This window comes from Phenylobacterium sp. T106, assembly GCF_057219735.1.
On sequence record NZ_JBXVWA010000001.1, the window covers coordinates 213,915 to 228,659 of the forward strand.

Below are 14,745 nucleotides of genomic sequence, written 5' to 3' on the forward strand. Positions count from 1 at the left end.
GGCCGGTCACTCGCCCGGCCGGTACGTCCTCTCCACGTGGCCCTTCAGCTGGTCGGGGTGGAAGTAGACCTCCCGCAGGTCGCCCGCGGCGTAGCGTTCGGCCTGGTCGTTGAAGTGAGGGCTCTTCGGATCACCGCTCTCGCCACCGGCGCTCACCGCCCGCGCCCGGACGCGCGGCCCGAACTCGACCACCGCCACGAAGCTGTTGCCGCTCGTGCCGTAGTAGCGCCGGGTTCCGGGGTAGCGGCGGGCCCCGAACGACGCGAGCGAGCCCCAGGCCGCCGACGCGAAGGGCACGGCGATCGACGGGGCGTCGTCCCGGAACGTCTGCACGATGTCGCCGCTCAGCCGCTGGAAGCGATTGATCTCGCCCCAAGGGACCTGCCAGCTCCCGAAATCCGCCGCCAGCCGGTCCGTGGCTTCCGACAGCGCGGCGAGCTGCTCGCCAGGGGGCCGCGCCGCCATGGCCTCGAGCAGCAAAAGGCTGCCAGGGCGCCCCGGAGGGGTGCGGGCGGCCAGCGCCTCGGCCCAGAACACCGCCAGCGACGTCTCCGTCGACGCCGCCGACCACCGCCTGTCCCAGGCCCGCAGGCGCGCCACCGGCTCTGCGAGCCGGCTCCTCACCGGGTCGCCGGGCGGAAGCCCGTCCCAGGCGCTCGCCAGGGCCGGGATGAGGATGTCGAAGGCGGGAAGGTCCGGATCGTAGGCCGCGCGCAGGAGCGACTCCAGCGTGACGTCGCGACGTCCCTCGAGGACCCGCGTCGCGTGCAGCGTGCGCGCGTTCCGTCCAGCCACGTCCATGTAGCGCGGGAAGGCCTCGCGCCTGGGGCTCTCCGGACCAGCGCCCGAGTAGGGCCAGTCGTTGACGTTGAACACCCAGCCGCCCTTCGGATTCACTACGTTCGGCCGCTCGGTGAAGGCGTGCAGCGGGCCCCAGTCCGTGGCCGGGTCCGAGCCGTCGACCACCTTGGCGTAGTCGAACCGGTCGTCGCGCCGGGGAATGAACTGGGGGTGCAGATAGGCGGTCGCGCCATTCCGGTCGGCGAAGAGCGTATTGTTGGACGAGTTGGCCTTGGCGGCCTCGGCCACGCGCAGGAAACCCTCGAGGTCGGTCGCCTTCGTGCGGAGGAACGACTGCGTCAGGGCTTCGACCGGCTTGTACATCATGGCGAACGCGATCCAGCGATCGCCCTCGGCCCGCACGATGGGCCCATGGTGCGTGCGGTGCACGGCGAACTGTCGGCTGCCGAGCGAGCCGTCCGCCCTCCGGTAGCTGACGCTGACCGTCGAGGTCCTGACCGGCCGCAGCTTGTCCCCGTAGCGGTAGGAAAGCTCGGCCGGTGTCCGCACGATCGTCTCGGCGAACTCGTCGACCACGTCGACGCCGCTCGAGGTGTGCATCCAGCCGGCATGGGCGTTGAAGCCCTGGTAGACGAAGAACTGGCCCCACGTGACGGCGCCGTAGGCGTTCAGGCCCTCGTCGCTCGTCATCTGCAGCTCCGAGCGGAAGAAGAAGCTGGTGTGCGGGTTGATCAGCAGCAGGGCGTGGCCGTCGCGGGCGATCTGCGGTCCGATCGCGACGCCGTTGGAGCCTGAAGGCTCCCTCAGCCTCTCCGGCGTCTCGGCCACGCTCGCCCGCTGATCCCCGCCGTAGAAGGCCTGCAGTCCGGCGAGCGGAATGCGCTCGATGTCGCCGCCGATGCTGCCCTCGGTGAAGCTGAGCGCCATCCAGGGCTCGAACCGTGTCAGCACCCTCGGCTTCACGTCCGGATGGGTCGCCAGATAGTGGTTGAGCCCGGCGGCCCAGCCCTCCATGAGCGCCCGCAGCCAGGCCGGCGCCGCGGCGTAGCGGCGCTTCAGATCGGCTTCGTCGACAAACAGCCTCTGGCGAAGGTCCTGCCAGATCGCGCCCTCGCCCTCCGCCTCGGCGAGTCGGCCCAGGTTCACGAGATAGTTCGTCTCCACGCGATTGAAGTCGTCTTCCGCCTGGGCATAGGCCGCGCCGAACACCGCATCGGCGTCGGTCTTGCCGCGAACATGTGCGATGCCCCAATCGTCGCGGACGATGGTCACCCGCGCGGCCTGCGCCTTCCACTCCGCGCGGGGCTCGCCCGTCGCCGGCGTCGCGATGAGCAGCGCCACCGCGACCAGACCTTTCCACCCCACCGAACGCCCCTCCAGACAATGGCTGTCGCCCCACCTCGCCCACGCCCGCAGCGAAAGTCCAGCCGTGACATCCGGCCACGCTTGGTGCCGGGCGGGACTCACGCTTCCTTGCCGCCAAGGGGCTCAAGTCTGTGAGTGGAGTGCGCATGCCCGACGCCACCTACGTCGCCTTCGTTCCCGCCGGAATGAGCGCAAAGCTGCGGTCCGTCCTGCAGTCCGAGGACACCGGCGCGCTGACGTGGCGCGAGCGCAGGGTGATGTTCGGCAGCGAGTTCTACTTCTCCGGCCCGCCGAAGCTCGCCCGGGCGACCCACGCCTACGTCAGCGAGTGGGTCGTCCGCCACTGAGACCCCGCCGGATTCCTGCCGGCCGATCCTCCAGCGAGGTTCCTCCGCCGCGTGTCGTCGGCGCGCGGTCGTGACGCCCTGCCGGCCTGATCGCCTTACTCCCTGCGGCCAGGTGGGGTTTCTCCACGTACATGCGGCATGAACGCGTTTGCAGTCGCCCGCTTCCGGCTCCCCGAGTGGGTCGAGAGGACCCTCCGCCTGACCGCTCCCGGCCGCCCCTTGGCCTTGGAGCCCGAGCGGGCCGCCGCGGCTATTGCTCCGCGGCGGCCTGGTAGCCCGTCACCAGCTCTTGCCATTGCGCCATCTCCGGGAAGCGCGGGAAGCTTCGGCTGGCCGGGGTGACCGCCCAGGGCAGCCGTTCGTCGGTGAAGGTTTCCACGAAGGGCGTGAAGTCGCCCGCCTCGTCGAACATCGTGGCGCGTATGTTGACCAGCCATTCGGCGCCTTCCGGCCGCGTGTAGAGCCAGCTCATGCAGTGCGGGCAGAAGTGGTGCTGCGTCGGTCCATGAAGGCCGCCGATCACCGGCTCGCCCGAGAGCACCTCGAACGCTCCGGCAGGGTACATCGCGGAGAGGGAGAACGCGCTGGCCGTCATCCGCTGACACCCCGTGCAGTGGCACGCCATGGTCAGCAGCGGCGGGGCCGTGGTCCGGAACCGCACCTGGCCGCAGCGGCAGCCGCCCTCGCGCACCTGCGTCATCTGGGCCTCCCGGGATTGAACGCGCGCCAGCATGGCCCCTGAGCTGATCGGGGCAAAGGGCGATTCCCCGGGCTCACGGCCGGCGCGGCGCGATGGAAAGCTGGATCTCGATGCGGTCCCCGGCGGTCACGCCGACCTTGCGCCGCACGGCGTCCTTGAGCGGAACCAGATAGGTCCCGTCGCGCGGGAAGAGCGAGGTGGTGAACGTCACCCCGTCCAGCGTCGCCGACACCGGGACGACGCCCCAGCCATAGCTCGCGACCCGCGCGGCGGCCCTGATGTCGTCGGCCAGGTCGCGCGGAACGACGGCGAAGAAGAACGGGCTCGGGCCGCGCCAGTGAATGACGTCCGCCTCGAAGGCGATGCTCGCATGCGCGGGCCCGTCAGGCTTCATCCGCGCCCGCCTGCCCGTGGCGCCATCCGCCGGCGCCCGGATCGACCACGGCTCCCGCGGCGCGCACCTCGATGCCGGCCCCCTCCCTCACCTCGCCCACGACGGTGAAGCCCGGGGGCTTGCGGACGCCGGGCGGCGCGGTGCAGACGACCTCGTAGTCGTCGCCGCCCGAGCCGAGGCGCAGGAGCGCCGCCGGGATATCGGGCTGGGCTTCCAGCCAGGTGGCCGCGCCGCCGGACAGGGGAAGCTGGTCGAGGTCGATGACGATCTGGACGCCGCTGGCGTCGGCGATGTGGCGCGCGTCCGCGATGAGCCCGTCCGAGACGTCGGCCGCCGCCGTCGCCACGCGGCGCAGCGCGTCCCGCAGGTCGAGGCGCGGCTCCGGAAGCCGGTAGCGGAAGGCGAGCTGCCCGCTGGGGTCGGAGATCTCCCCGCGGACGGCCGCCAGCCCCAGGGCGCCGTCGCCGATGGTCCCGCTGACCAGCAGCCGGTCGCCGGGGCGGGCGCCCGCGCGCCGGACCATCCGGCCCTGGGGGACCCAGCCCATGACCGTCAGGCTGGCCATCAACGGCCCGGGGGTCGAGACGGTGTCGCCGCCCAGGAGGCTGACGCCGAAGGTCTCGAAGTCGGCGGCGAGGCCCAGGGCGAAGCGTTCCCGCTCCCGTTCGCCGGTGGCCGCCGGCCACGCTATGGCGAGGAAGGCGGCGAACGGCTCGGCGGCCTTCGCGGCGAGGTCCGACAGGTTCACGCGCGCCAGCTTGCGCGCCACGAGGTCCGGAGCCTCGCCCACCGGGAAGTGGACGCCCTCCACGATGGCGTCCTTGGTGACCACGATGTCGTGGCCCTTGCGGCTGGGCAGTATGGCCGCGTCGTCCTTCAGCTCCAGAGCGCCGGGCGCTCCTCGCGTCAGCGGCCGGAAGAGCCGCGCGATTTCGCCGAACTCATCCAGGCCGGACATCGCGCGCGACGGCGTCCAGGGCGCCGTTGACGAAGCCCGGCTCGGTCCCCTCGAAGAAGCTCTTCGCGATCTCCACGTACTCGTCGATGGCCACCTCAGTGGGGACGTCCGGGCGGTGGGTCAGCTCATAGGCGCCCGCCCGCAGGATGGCGCGCACCGTGGCGTCCAGGCGCTCCAGCCGCCAGTTCTCCGCCAGCCTGCGCGCGATCGCGGCGTCCACCTGCGCCTGGCGGGCCACCACGCCGCGCACCAGCTCGGCGAAGAAGCCTTCGTCGGCGGACGCCAGCCTCTGCCCCTCCCCGTCCGGCCCTTCCACGTCGCGGTCGAAGCGATGGTCGGTGAACTCGCGGATGACGTGCTCCACGCCTGCCGCCGAGACCTCCATCTGGTAGAGGGCCTGCACGGCCGCGAGACGCGCGACCGAGCGCGAGGCGTGCGAGGTCATCGCCGCCCGCCCGTGAGCTGCCGCTTCAGGGCGATCATCGAGAGGGCCGCCCGTGCGGCGCCGCCGCCCTTGTCGCCCTCGCTGATGCGCGCCCGCGCCCAGGCCTGCTCGTCGTCCTCGGTGGTGAGGATGCCGTTGCCGATGCACAGGCGCTTGCCGATCGTCAGCTCCATGATGCCCCGGGCGCTCTCGTTGGAGACGATCTCGAAATGGTAGGTCTCGCCCCGGATGACGCAGCCCAGGGCCACGTAGCCGTCGTAGTGCTTGCCGGTGGGCCGGTGGGACGCTTCCTCGGCCAGCGCGATCGCGCCGGGGATTTCCAAGGCGCCCGGCACCGTGACCACGTCGTACTCGGCCCCGAAGGCCGAGAGCGCCTGGGTGGCGCCCTCGAGAAGGGCGTCGGCGAGGTCGTCGTAGAATCGCGCCTCCACGATCAGGAGGTGAAGCGGCTCGTCGCTCATGGTGGTCCCTGCAGGCAGTTGGAAGCTGCTCTTAGGCCGTTTCGCGCCACCGGGCGAGATAGCGCGCGAGCATGTCGATCTCGAGGTTCACGCGCGCGCCCGGTCGCAGGCGGCCCAGGGTGGTCACATCCCAGGTGTGCGGGATCAGGTTCACCCCGAAGACGTCGTCCTCCACTTCGTTGACCGTCAGGGACACGCCTTCCACGGTGATCGAGCCCTTGGGCGCGATGAAGCGATGCAGGGGCCGCGGCGCGCGGATGCGGACACGGTGCGATCCGCCCTCGCTCTCGACCGAAAGCACCTCGCCCACGCCGTCGACGTGCCCGGAGACGATGTGGCCGCCCAGTTCGTCGCCCACCCGCGCAGCGCGCTCGAGGTTGACCGGGTCGCCGGCCTTCCAGTCGGAAAGGGTCGTCAGGCCGAGGGTCTCGCCCGACACCTCCACCGCGAACCAGTTGTCGCCCTTCTCCACCACGGTCAGGCAGCAGCCCGCGTGGCTGACGGACGCTCCGATATCGATCGTGGACAGGTCGAACCGGGTCTCGATCTCGAACCGCCGGTCGCGGTTGGTGTCGCGGACCGCGCGCACGCGCCCCACGTCGGTGACGATGCCGGTGAACATCTCAGATCCTCGCGTAGCGCTCCCAGAGGTCCTCGCCGAGCTGGCTCACCTCCACGCGCCGGAAATGGGGGACTTCGGCAAGCGCCGCAACAGCGAGCGAGCCCACGCCGGGCCGTCCCTCGCCGCCGATCAGGATCGGGGCGCGAAACCACTCGATCGCGTCCACGAGCCCGCAGCGGAGAAAGCTGCCCGCCACCTGCCCGCCGCCTTCCACCAGGAGGTCCGCCAGGCCTTCCCGCGCCAGCGCCTCCACCGCCTTGTGCAGGTCGGGCCGATCCTCGCCGAGCGCCGGCACGGTCACCACCCGGACGCCCGCCGCGGTCAACGCCGGGTCAGGCTCGCCCGTGGCCACGACATAGGTGGACGTCTCGCGCGCCGTGCGCACGAGCGTGGCGTCCAGCGGCAGCCGCTGGCGGCTGTCCAGGACCACGCGCGCGGGCTGGCGACCGTTGTATCCCGGCAGCCGGACCGTGAGGGCGGGATCGTCCGCCAGGGCCGTCTCGATCCCCACCACCACGGCCTGATGCGCCGCCCGAAGACGATGGGTCTGTTCGCGGGCGGCGGGTCCGGTGATCCACTTGCTCTCGCCCGATGCGGTCGCGATCCGTCCGTCCAGCGAGGTGGCCAGCTTCAACGTGATCGTCACGCCGCTACCTCGGCTCGGCCCCGGCCTCGCTCAGCCCTTCTTCGCCCAGGAAGCGGGCGAAGTCCTGGGTCTCGCGGAAGTCGCGATAGACCGAGGCGTAGCGGACGTAGGCGACGTCATCGACCTGCTTGAGCTGCTTCATCACGAGTTCGCCCACGGTCGACGACGGCAACTCGGTTTCGCCCATGCTCTCGAGCTGGCGCACGATGGTCGAGATCATCCGCTCGACCCGCTCGGGCTCGATGGGGCGCTTGCGGATGGCGATGGAGATCGAGCGGGCCAGCTTGTCCCGGTCGAACGGCGTGCGGCGGCCCGAGCGCTTCAGGATCGTCAGTTCGCGCAGCTGCACGCGCTCGAAGGTCGTGAAGCGGCCCTCGCACGCCGGGCACAGGCGGCGACGGCGGATGGCGGCGCCGTCCTCGGACGGACGGCTGTCCTTCACCTGGGTCTCGTCATGACCACAGAACGGGCAACGCATATCTAGCCCCTCCTGCAGCCACTTAACGCTATTAGCTGTAGATGGGGAAGCGCCTCGTCAGGGCCACGACCTCGCTGCGGACTTTCTGCTCGACGGCCGAGGAGTCCTCGCCGGTGGAAACCGCGTCGAGAACCTCGCCGATCCAGCGGCCGACCTGGCGGAATTCCTCCGGTCCGAAGCCTCGCGTCGTGCCGGCCGGCGAACCCACCCGAAGCCCCGACGTCTGCATCGGCGGCAGCGGATCGCCGGGGATCGAGTTTTTGTTCGTGGTGATCCCGGCGCGCTCCAGCGCCACCTCGGCCTGGGCGCCCGAGACGTTCTTGGGCGTCAGGTCGACCAGCATCAGGTGGCTGTCGGTGCCGTTGGAGACGATCTTGAAGCCGACGCTCTGCAGGCTGTCGGCCAGGGCGCGCGCGTTCGCGATGACCTGCTTCGCATAGGTGTTGAACTCGGGCCGCAGCGCCTCGCCGAACGCCACAGCCTTGGCGGCGATGACGTGCATCAGCGGTCCCCCCTGGAGCCCCGGGAAGACGGCCGAGTTGAGCTTGCTCGCCAGCTTCTTGTCGTTGGTCAGGATCAGGCCGCCGCGCGGTCCCCTCAGCGTCTTGTGTGTCGTCGTCGTGACGATGTGGCTGTGCGGGAACGGGTTGGGGTACTCGCCCGCGGCCACCAGGCCCGCGTAGTGCGCGATGTCGCTCATCAGCAGCGCGCCCACTTCGTCCGCGATCTGGCGGAACTTCGCGAAGTCGATGTGGCGCGAATAGGCCGATCCGCCGGCGATGATCACCTTGGGCTTGTGCGCCCGGGCGACCTCTGCGGCCTCGTCATAGTCGATCAGGTGGTCCTGGGCCCGCACGCCGTAGGCGACAGGGTGGAACCACTTGCCGGACTGGTTGACGCTCTTGCCGTGCGTCAGGTGGCCGCCGTGGTCCAGGTTCATGCCCATGAACGTGTCGCCGGGCGTCATGGTGGCCATGAAGACGGCCTGGTTGGCCTGGCTGCCGGAGTGCGGCTGCACATTGGCGTACTCGCAGCCGAACAGCTGCTTCGCGCGGTCGATCGCCAGCAGCTCGGCCTCGTCGACCACCTCGCAGCCGCCGTAGTACCGCTTGCCTGGGTAGCCCTCGGCGTACTTGTTGGTCAGCACCGAGCCCTGGGCGTCGAGCACGGCCTTGGAGACGATGTTCTCCGAAGCGATCAGCTCGATCTGGTCCTGCTGCCGCTTCAGCTCTCCGTCCAGGATCCTGGCGATGGCCGGGTCGGTCTGGCCGACTCCCCCCTGGAAGAAGTCTTCGGACGGGCGCTGGGACTGGACGTGCAGGTTCAAGGGCAAGGCCTTTCGCGGGAGCGCCGAGTCTGAGCGGCGGAGGCGCCTCCTTTACTCCCGAACGCCGCCCGCTCCAACCGCGGCCGCCCGCAGTATTTCTGGGAACTCGTTTCGATCTCCGCACGTTGCGGCCAAAAGGCCGGGGACGCCGAGGGCGGTCGTCTGGCGGCCGCGTGGCTTATCGAGGGGGCGTAAGTATGACTGCAGGCATGAACGACGACGGCCCGGCCGGCGAGGACGTCCTGCGCCTGGGCGCAGCGATCGTGGCGGCCTATGTGAGCCGCAACCAGGTGCCGATCGCGGAGGTGCCGGACATGATCCGCACCGTGCACCAGGCCCTCGCGCAGCTTTCTTCGGGCGGATCGCCCGCGCCCGTCGAAGAGCGGCCCAAGCCCGCAGTGCCCGTCGGGCGCTCGGTCCAGCACGACTACATCGTCTGCCTCGAGGACGGGAAGCGGCTGAAGATGCTGAAGCGCTACCTGCGTTCCCGCTACAACATGAGCCCCGAGGACTATCGGCGCCGCTGGGGACTGCCGCCGGACTACCCCATGGTCGCGCCGGCCTACGCCGCGCGCCGGTCCGACTTCGCCAAACAGATCGGCCTTGGCCGGGGCGTGCGCCGGCGGAAGTGAGGATCGGGCCGTCCTGCGGACGGGAGAACGCCCCTGCGCGAGGCAGGGGCGCCCGGGACTCCACCCCTATGTCGGGTTGTGGCGGCGCAGAGCCCTCTCCTGCAGTTGAGCACGCCTCGGCCTTGGCCGCGTTGCGCCATGGCGCCGCAGACGCTTCGACAGGGCGCGCGCATGCGCAGTCCGCCGCGCAAGCGCGCGGGGCCGAGGGTTCGCGCGGAATTCGTATCCGAAGGCCGCCTCAGGCGGCGTAGCCGCCCACGCGTTGCACGTTGCAACGGACCCAGAGCGCTTCGAGGACCTCGACGAGCTCGTCCATCATGCGGTCGTCGTGGGCCGGCGACGGGGTGAACCGAAGACGCTCGGTGCCGCGAGGCACCGTGGGGTAGTTGATCGGCTGCACGTACACGCCGTGATCCTCGAGCAGGATGTCCGAGATCATCTTGCAGTGGACCGGATCGCCGACCAGCACCGGCACGATGTGGCTGACGCTGGGCATGACCGGAAGCCCGGCCTTGCGGAACTTGGCCTTCAGCGCCGCAGCCCGCTCCTGGTGCGCGACGCGGACCTCGTCGTGTTCCTTCAGATAGCGGATCGAGGCCACCGCGCCTGCGGCAAGCGCCGGCGGCAGCGAGGTCGTGAAGATGAAGCCGTCCGCGTAGCTGCGAATCGCGTCGCAGATCACGGCGTCCGCGGCGATGTAGCCGCCCATGACGCCGAACGCCTTGCCCAGCGTGCCTTCGACGATGTCGATCTCGGCCATCACGCCGTCGCGCTCGGCCACGCCGGCGCCGCGCGGGCCATACATGCCGACCGCGTGCACCTCGTCGAGGTAGGTCATGGCCCCGTACTTCTTCGCGAGCGCGACCGTGCCCCGCATGTCGGCGATGTCGCCGTCCATGGAGTAGACGCTCTCGAACGCGATGAGCTTCGGCGCGGCCGGGTCGGCGGCGGCCAGAAGTTCCTCGAGGTGGCCCAGATCGTTGTGCCGGAAGACGACCCGCTGCTCGCGCTTGCCGGCGCGGATGCCGCTGATCATCGAATTGTGGTTCAGCTCGTCCGAGAAGATGATCAGGCCGGGCAGGATCTTGTAGAGCGTCGACAGCGAGGCTTCGTTGGACACGTAGCCCGACGTGAAGAGCAGCGCCGCTTCCTTCTGGTGAAGGTCGGCCAGCTCGCGCTCCAGTTCGACGTGGTAGTGGGTGGTGCCCGAGATGTTGCGCGTGCCGCCGGAGCCGGCGCCGGCCTCCTCGATCGCCTTGTGCATCGCATCGAGCACGATCGGGTTCTGGCCCTGGCCGAGGTAGTCGTTGGAGCACCACACGGTGACTTCGGAGGTCGAGCCGTCGTCGCGGGTCCAGGTCGCCCGCGGGAAGGCGCCGCGATGCCGCTTGAGATCGGCGAAGACCCGATACCGTCCCTCGGACCGGACGCGCTCAAGCGCCGTCGCAAAAGCCTGCCTGTAGTCCATCGACTCGATCCCGGCTGCGGGCCCTTGCGAGCGCGCGTTCCCCGGCCCCTCTTCAACGCCTGCCTTTTGGCGCCCTGATTTCAGGTTGTCCATTGGTTCGGCTGTCGCACGCGGGCCACGTTTCGTGAACGAGTACCTAGAATTCGTGAACGACGCTTAGCTTTGACACCGATCAACTCGTCCGCTGCTGCGAAGGCGGCAGATTGCCGCGCAGCATCTCCAGGATCCCGGAGAAATCCTTACCGCCGCCGCCCAGCCGGTCGAACAGCGCGTAGAGCCCCTCCGCGGCGGCGCCGAGCGGCGCGGCCGCCCCCGCCTTGGCCGCGGCGTCCTGGGCGAGCTTGAGGTCCTTCAGCATCATCGCCGTGGCGAATCCGCCCTCGTAGCCGCGATTCGAAGGCGCGGCGGGAACCGGCCCGGGCCATGGGCAGTAGCTCGTGAGGCTCCAGCACTGGCCCGACGACTGCGACGAGATCTCGTGGAACTTCACGGGGTCCAGGCCCAGCTTCTCGGCGAGCGCGAGGGCCTCGCAGACGCCGATCATCGAAATGCCGAGCACCATGTTGTTGCAGATCTTGGCGGCCTGCCCGGCGCCGTGGTCCCCCGCGCGAATCGTCGCTCGCGACATGGGCCGGATCGAGTCCTCGACAGCGGCGAAGTCAGCCTCGTCGCAGCCCACCATGAACGCCAGCGTCCCCGCATCGGCCGCCGCCACGCCGCCCGAGACCGGCGCGTCGGCGAATCGGAAGCCGGCGGCCTTCGCCTGGGCGGCCACGGCGCGCGCGCTGTCGACGTCGATGGTCGAACAGTCGATCAGGAGGGCCGTCGGCGGCGCGTTCGGCAGGATGTGTTCGGCATAGACGCTGCGCACGTGCGGCCCAGCGGGCAGCATGGTGATCACGACCTCGGCGGCGCTCACCGCGTCGGCGATGGACCCGGCCTTGCGACAGCCGGCGCCTGCAGCCCTCTCCACGGCGGCAGGCGACAGGTCGAAGGCCATGACCTCGCGCCCCGCCTTCGCCTGGTTGGCGGCCATCCCGCCGCCCATGTTGCCCAGGCCGATGAACGCAACGCGGGTCATGACTACCTCTTCGATCTGGTGACTACTTGGGCTTGCGGAACTTGTAGATGAACTGGTCGGTGCGGCCCCGGATGGCGGGGTCGAACACCGCCTTCGCGTGGTCGTCGGCGGGATTGCGCAGCAGCGTGCTTTCGCCCTCGAACCTGAAACCCACGGCCTCCACCTCCTTGCGCACGAGCGCCGGGTCGATGCGATGCAGCCGGTCCTGCGGATCCGGGGGCGTGCCCGCGGCGGCGGCGTGGTCCAGCACGACGAACACGCCGCCCGGCTTCAGGGCGTCGAAGATCGCCTTGGTCGCCTTGCGCCCGTTCTCGGGGTTGCGAACGTAGACGTCGTGATAGTTCTGCGACGTCCAGACCAGGTCGACCGGCGCCGGCAGCTTCATCTCGACGAGCGGAACCTGCACGACCTCGATGTTGCCGTAGGCCGGGTCGGCCGCCACCGCGCGGATCGGCGGCGGGTTCGCCGGAGGGGCCGCGCCCGCCGGCGGCGCGTTGATCACCGCATAGACCTTCCCCTTGGGCCCGACGGCTTTGGCGAAGATCCGCGTGAAGTATCCGCCGCCCGGAATGAAATCCGCCACGGCCTGGCCCGGCCTGACCCCGGCGAACTCCAGCATCTCGGCCGGCTTGCGGTCGGCGTCGCGCTTCGTGTCGGCCTCCGGTCGGGACTTGTCGGCCACGGCGGCGAGCTGGTTCGCGGTGGGCGCAGCGCTTGCGGACGCTGACCAGGACAGCGATGCGGCGGCGCACGCGGCCAGCAACAGGATCGGCTTCATGGGGTTCCTCCCGCCGGCCAGCACCGGCCGGTCGCGGTCACGTTAGAGGCGACCACTCCTCGTTGGAAGGCAGCGGGGCGAAGATGGCGTCCAGCGTCGCCTCGCTCACGTCGTGCGGCCGCGCCTCGCTCCACTTCGGCGCATTGTCCTTCTCCACGATCACCGCGCGCACGCCCTCGATGAAGTCGTGCCGCTGCACGACGCGCGCGCCGATGCGGTACTCCATCGCCATGTTCTCGGCGAAGTCCTTCGCCCTGGCCCCGAGCTGCAGCTGGCGGAACGCGACCTTCATGGTCTGGGGCGACTTGGTGGCCATGACCTTGAGTTGCTCGCGGGCCCAGTCCGTGTCGGCCGCTTCCAGCGCGGCTACGATGGCCTCGACGCTGTCGCCCGAGAACAGGCGCGCGATCTCGTCCTGATGCTGGGCGATCGGAGGCCGTCCGGCGTCGCCTTCGAACTCGGTCAGCAATGTCTCGATGCGCGTCGGCTCGGCGAGGATCGCAGCCTTGAGGTCGGCGACCTTCCCGCTCTCCACGAAGTCCGTCGCCAGGCCCAGGAGCTCGCAGTCCGCCGCCTTGATCCGCGCGCCCGTCAGCGCCAGCCACAGGCCGATGTGATCGGGCATCCGGCTCAGGTACCAACCGCCCCCGACGTCCGGGAACAGGCCGATCCCGGTCTCCGGCATCGCGAACGTCGTCCGCTCGGTCGCCACCCGGTAGCGGCAGGGGCGCGAAAGGCCCACGCCGCCGCCCATGGTCACGCCATCCATGATCGCCGCGGTAGGCTTGGGATAGTGGAAGAGAAGGTGGTTGAGCCGGTACTCGACGAAGAAGAACTCGCGGGCCAGCCGTCCATCACCCGCGCCGCTCTCCGCCAGCATGCGGATGTCGCCGCCGGCGCAGAAGCCGCGCTCGCCCGAGTGGTCGAACAGCACCAGGTCCACCGCCGGATCGTCCCGCCACGCCACCAGCGCGTCGGTCATCAGCCGGCACATGTTGGTGGTCAGCGCATGCAGCGCCTGCGGCCGGTTCAGCGTGATCCGTCCCACGCGCCCCTCGACGCGACAGAGGACTTCCTGGGCTTCGCTCATGACCGGAACAGCTCCCTGGCGGTGATGACCCGCATGATCTCGTTGGTGCCTTCGAGGATCTGGTGGACCCGCAGGTCGCGGACGATCCGCTCCAGCGGATAGTCGCGCAGGTAGCCGTAGCCGCCGTGAAGCTGCAGGGCCTGGTTGGCGACCTCGAATCCGGCGTCGGTGGCGAAGCGCTTCGCCATGGCGCAGTAGCGCGTCGCGGCGGGATCCCTGTTGTCCAGCGCGTGGGCGGCCCGGCGCACCATCAGGCGCGCGGCGTCCAGCTCGGTGGCCATGTCCGCGAAGCGCCACTGGAGCCCCTGGAACTCCCTCAGCGGCTGACCGAACTGCCTGCGCGTCTCGAGGTACGCCTTGGCGGTGTCGAGGGCCAAGCCCGCGCCGCCCAGCGAACACGAGGCGATGTTGATGCGTCCGCCGTCGAGGCCCGCCATGGCGATCTTGAACCCCGCTCCCTCTTCGCCGACGCGGTTCGCCACCGGCACGCGGCAGTCGTCGAAGTTCACCTGGGCCGTCGGCTGGGCGTTCCAGCCCATCTTGCGCTCCTGGGCGCCGAACGAGAGTCCCGGCGTCCCCTTCTCCACCACCAGCGTCGACACGCCCTTGGCGCCCGGCCCCCCTGTGCGGACCATCACCACATAGACGTCCGAGCTCCCGGCGCCGGAGATGAAGGCCTTGGAGCCGTTGAGCACATAGTGTTCCCCATCGCGCACGGCCGTCGTCGTCAACGCGGCCGCGTCCGAGCCGGAGCCGGGCTCGGTCAGGCAGTAGGAGGCGATCAGCTCCATGGTCGTCAGCTTCGGCAGGAAGCGGCGACGCAGGTCCTCGTCGCCGAACCGGTCGATCATCCACGAGGCCATGTTGTGGATCGAGATGAAGGCGGCCGTGGCCACGTCGCCGTAGCTCAACTGCTCGAAGACGATCGAGGCGTCGAGCCGGGACAGAGCCGACCCGCCCACGTCCTCGCGGACATAGAGGCCGGCGAAGCCGAGCTCCGCCGCCTTGCGCATCACCTCGACGGGGAAGGTCTTCTCTTCGTCCCAGCGGGCGGAATTGGGCGCGAGTTCGGCGAGGGCGAAGGCGCGGGCGGCGTCCTCGATCGCGCGCTGGTCTTCGGTCAGGTCGAAATCCATGGGCGCGGTTGAGCGC

Annotated in this window: 17 protein-coding genes; 2 read left to right on the top strand and 15 right to left on the bottom strand. The window is 70.1% G+C overall.

Annotation, left to right across the window (positions count from 1 at the left end; all coding sequences use genetic code 11):
• Positions 1 to 6 precede the first annotated feature (6 nt).
• Positions 7 to 2,166: a penicillin acylase family protein gene (locus AC2D8W_RS01050; RefSeq protein WP_484669963.1), complete on the bottom strand. Its 2,160-nt coding sequence runs from the start codon at positions 2,164 to 2,166 to the stop codon at positions 7 to 9.
• A gap of 146 nt (positions 2,167 to 2,312) precedes the next feature.
• On the opposite strand from AC2D8W_RS01050, the gene AC2D8W_RS01055 reads away from it, so the two are divergent.
• Positions 2,313 to 2,513: a hypothetical protein gene (locus tag AC2D8W_RS01055; RefSeq protein ID WP_293485023.1), complete on the top strand. Its 201-nt coding sequence runs from the start codon at positions 2,313 to 2,315 to the stop codon at positions 2,511 to 2,513.
• Between the two features lie 250 nt (positions 2,514 to 2,763).
• On the opposite strand, the gene AC2D8W_RS01060 is transcribed toward AC2D8W_RS01055, so the two are convergent.
• The 9 genes from AC2D8W_RS01060 to glyA form a co-directional block, all read right to left on the bottom strand.
• On the bottom strand, positions 2,764 to 3,213 hold the full coding sequence (locus AC2D8W_RS01060; RefSeq protein WP_484669964.1) for a GFA family protein: 450 nt from the start codon (positions 3,211 to 3,213) through the stop codon (positions 2,764 to 2,766).
• A 73-nt stretch (positions 3,214 to 3,286) separates the two neighbouring features.
• Positions 3,287 to 3,607 carry a DUF1905 domain-containing protein gene (locus tag AC2D8W_RS01065; RefSeq protein WP_484669965.1) on the bottom strand — a complete coding sequence of 107 codons (321 nt, stop codon included), beginning with the start codon at positions 3,605 to 3,607 and terminating at the stop codon, positions 3,287 to 3,289.
• A complete protein-coding gene (gene thiL / locus AC2D8W_RS01070; RefSeq protein ID WP_293485031.1) occupies positions 3,597 to 4,565 on the bottom strand; it encodes a thiamine-phosphate kinase in 969 nt (322 codons plus the stop codon). Before thiL ends, AC2D8W_RS01065 begins: the two co-directional genes overlap by 11 nt.
• Positions 4,549 to 5,010, bottom strand: coding sequence for a transcription antitermination factor NusB (nusB, locus tag AC2D8W_RS01075; protein WP_293485033.1), 462 nt, complete (start codon positions 5,008 to 5,010; stop codon positions 4,549 to 4,551). The genes thiL and nusB overlap by 17 nt, the downstream gene beginning before the upstream one ends.
• Positions 5,007 to 5,471, bottom strand: a complete 465-nt coding sequence (gene ribH / locus AC2D8W_RS01080; RefSeq protein ID WP_484669966.1) for a 6,7-dimethyl-8-ribityllumazine synthase — start codon at positions 5,469 to 5,471, stop codon at positions 5,007 to 5,009. The genes nusB and ribH overlap by 4 nt, the downstream gene beginning before the upstream one ends.
• Before the next feature lie 31 nt (positions 5,472 to 5,502).
• The gene (locus tag AC2D8W_RS01085) at positions 5,503 to 6,093 is read right to left on the bottom strand and encodes a riboflavin synthase (protein WP_484669967.1); all 591 of its coding nucleotides are present in this window, start codon (positions 6,091 to 6,093) and stop codon (positions 5,503 to 5,505) included.
• Between the two features lies 1 nt (position 6,094).
• Complete coding sequence (locus AC2D8W_RS01090) at positions 6,095 to 6,739, bottom strand: RibD family protein (RefSeq protein WP_484669968.1); 645 nt, start codon at positions 6,737 to 6,739, stop codon at positions 6,095 to 6,097.
• Between the two features lie 4 nt (positions 6,740 to 6,743).
• A complete protein-coding gene (gene nrdR, locus AC2D8W_RS01095) occupies positions 6,744 to 7,217 on the bottom strand; it encodes a transcriptional regulator NrdR (protein ID WP_293485041.1) in 474 nt (157 codons plus the stop codon).
• 31 nt (positions 7,218 to 7,248) lie between these two features.
• Positions 7,249 to 8,469 carry a serine hydroxymethyltransferase gene (gene glyA / locus AC2D8W_RS01100; protein WP_484670538.1) on the bottom strand — a complete coding sequence of 407 codons (1,221 nt, stop codon included), beginning with the start codon at positions 8,467 to 8,469 and terminating at the stop codon, positions 7,249 to 7,251.
• 284 nt (positions 8,470 to 8,753) lie between these two features.
• Here glyA and AC2D8W_RS01105 point away from each other — a divergent pair, with 284 nt between their 5' ends.
• Positions 8,754 to 9,176: a Ros/MucR family transcriptional regulator gene (locus AC2D8W_RS01105; protein WP_484669969.1), complete on the top strand. Its 423-nt coding sequence runs from the start codon at positions 8,754 to 8,756 to the stop codon at positions 9,174 to 9,176.
• Between the two features lie 238 nt (positions 9,177 to 9,414).
• Here the strand turns inward: AC2D8W_RS01105 and hemA are convergent, their stop codons facing one another.
• The 5 genes from hemA to AC2D8W_RS01130 all read right to left on the bottom strand — a co-directional run bounded on the left by hemA (position 9,415) and on the right by AC2D8W_RS01130 (position 14,729).
• Positions 9,415 to 10,644: a 5-aminolevulinate synthase gene (gene hemA / locus AC2D8W_RS01110; protein ID WP_484669970.1), complete on the bottom strand. Its 1,230-nt coding sequence runs from the start codon at positions 10,642 to 10,644 to the stop codon at positions 9,415 to 9,417.
• Positions 10,645 to 10,816: 172 nt separating this feature from the next.
• A complete protein-coding gene (mmsB, locus tag AC2D8W_RS01115) occupies positions 10,817 to 11,725 on the bottom strand; it encodes a 3-hydroxyisobutyrate dehydrogenase (protein ID WP_484669971.1) in 909 nt (302 codons plus the stop codon).
• A 22-nt stretch (positions 11,726 to 11,747) separates the two neighbouring features.
• A complete protein-coding gene (locus tag AC2D8W_RS01120; RefSeq protein ID WP_484669972.1) occupies positions 11,748 to 12,503 on the bottom strand; it encodes a class I SAM-dependent methyltransferase in 756 nt (251 codons plus the stop codon).
• Between the two features lie 37 nt (positions 12,504 to 12,540).
• Positions 12,541 to 13,593 carry an enoyl-CoA hydratase/isomerase family protein gene (locus tag AC2D8W_RS01125; protein ID WP_484669973.1) on the bottom strand — a complete coding sequence of 351 codons (1,053 nt, stop codon included), beginning with the start codon at positions 13,591 to 13,593 and terminating at the stop codon, positions 12,541 to 12,543.
• Entirely contained in the window at positions 13,590 to 14,729 is a 1,140-nt protein-coding gene (locus AC2D8W_RS01130) for an isobutyryl-CoA dehydrogenase (protein WP_484669974.1), read from the bottom strand. The genes AC2D8W_RS01125 and AC2D8W_RS01130 overlap by 4 nt, the downstream gene beginning before the upstream one ends.
• Positions 14,730 to 14,745 lie beyond the last annotated feature (16 nt).

What these genes read in the sequence shown, in the direction of transcription:
- AC2D8W_RS01055 (WP_293485023.1), top strand. Translation starts at nt 2,313, where the DNA reads ATGCCCGACGCCACCTACGTCGCCTTCGTTCCCGCCGGAATGAGCGCA.
- AC2D8W_RS01060 (WP_484669964.1), bottom strand. Translation starts at nt 3,213, where the DNA reads ATGACGCAGGTGCGCGAGGGCGGCTGCCGCTGCGGCCAGGTGCGGTTC.
- AC2D8W_RS01065 (WP_484669965.1), bottom strand. Translation starts at nt 3,607, where the DNA reads ATGAAGCCTGACGGGCCCGCGCATGCGAGCATCGCCTTCGAGGCGGAC.
- thiL (WP_293485031.1), bottom strand. Translation starts at nt 4,565, where the DNA reads ATGTCCGGCCTGGATGAGTTCGGCGAAATCGCGCGGCTCTTCCGGCCG.
- nusB (WP_293485033.1), bottom strand. Translation starts at nt 5,010, where the DNA reads ATGACCTCGCACGCCTCGCGCTCGGTCGCGCGTCTCGCGGCCGTGCAG.
- ribH (WP_484669966.1), bottom strand. Translation starts at nt 5,471, where the DNA reads ATGAGCGACGAGCCGCTTCACCTCCTGATCGTGGAGGCGCGATTCTAC.
- AC2D8W_RS01085 (WP_484669967.1), bottom strand. Translation starts at nt 6,093, where the DNA reads ATGTTCACCGGCATCGTCACCGACGTGGGGCGCGTGCGCGCGGTCCGC.
- nrdR (WP_293485041.1), bottom strand. Translation starts at nt 7,217, where the DNA reads ATGCGTTGCCCGTTCTGTGGTCATGACGAGACCCAGGTGAAGGACAGC.
- AC2D8W_RS01105 (WP_484669969.1), top strand. Translation starts at nt 8,754, where the DNA reads ATGAACGACGACGGCCCGGCCGGCGAGGACGTCCTGCGCCTGGGCGCA.
- hemA (WP_484669970.1), bottom strand. Translation starts at nt 10,644, where the DNA reads ATGGACTACAGGCAGGCTTTTGCGACGGCGCTTGAGCGCGTCCGGTCC.
- mmsB (WP_484669971.1), bottom strand. Translation starts at nt 11,725, where the DNA reads ATGACCCGCGTTGCGTTCATCGGCCTGGGCAACATGGGCGGCGGGATG.
- AC2D8W_RS01120 (WP_484669972.1), bottom strand. Translation starts at nt 12,503, where the DNA reads ATGAAGCCGATCCTGTTGCTGGCCGCGTGCGCCGCCGCATCGCTGTCC.
- AC2D8W_RS01125 (WP_484669973.1), bottom strand. Translation starts at nt 13,593, where the DNA reads ATGAGCGAAGCCCAGGAAGTCCTCTGTCGCGTCGAGGGGCGCGTGGGA.
- AC2D8W_RS01130 (WP_484669974.1), bottom strand. Translation starts at nt 14,729, where the DNA reads ATGGATTTCGACCTGACCGAAGACCAGCGCGCGATCGAGGACGCCGCC.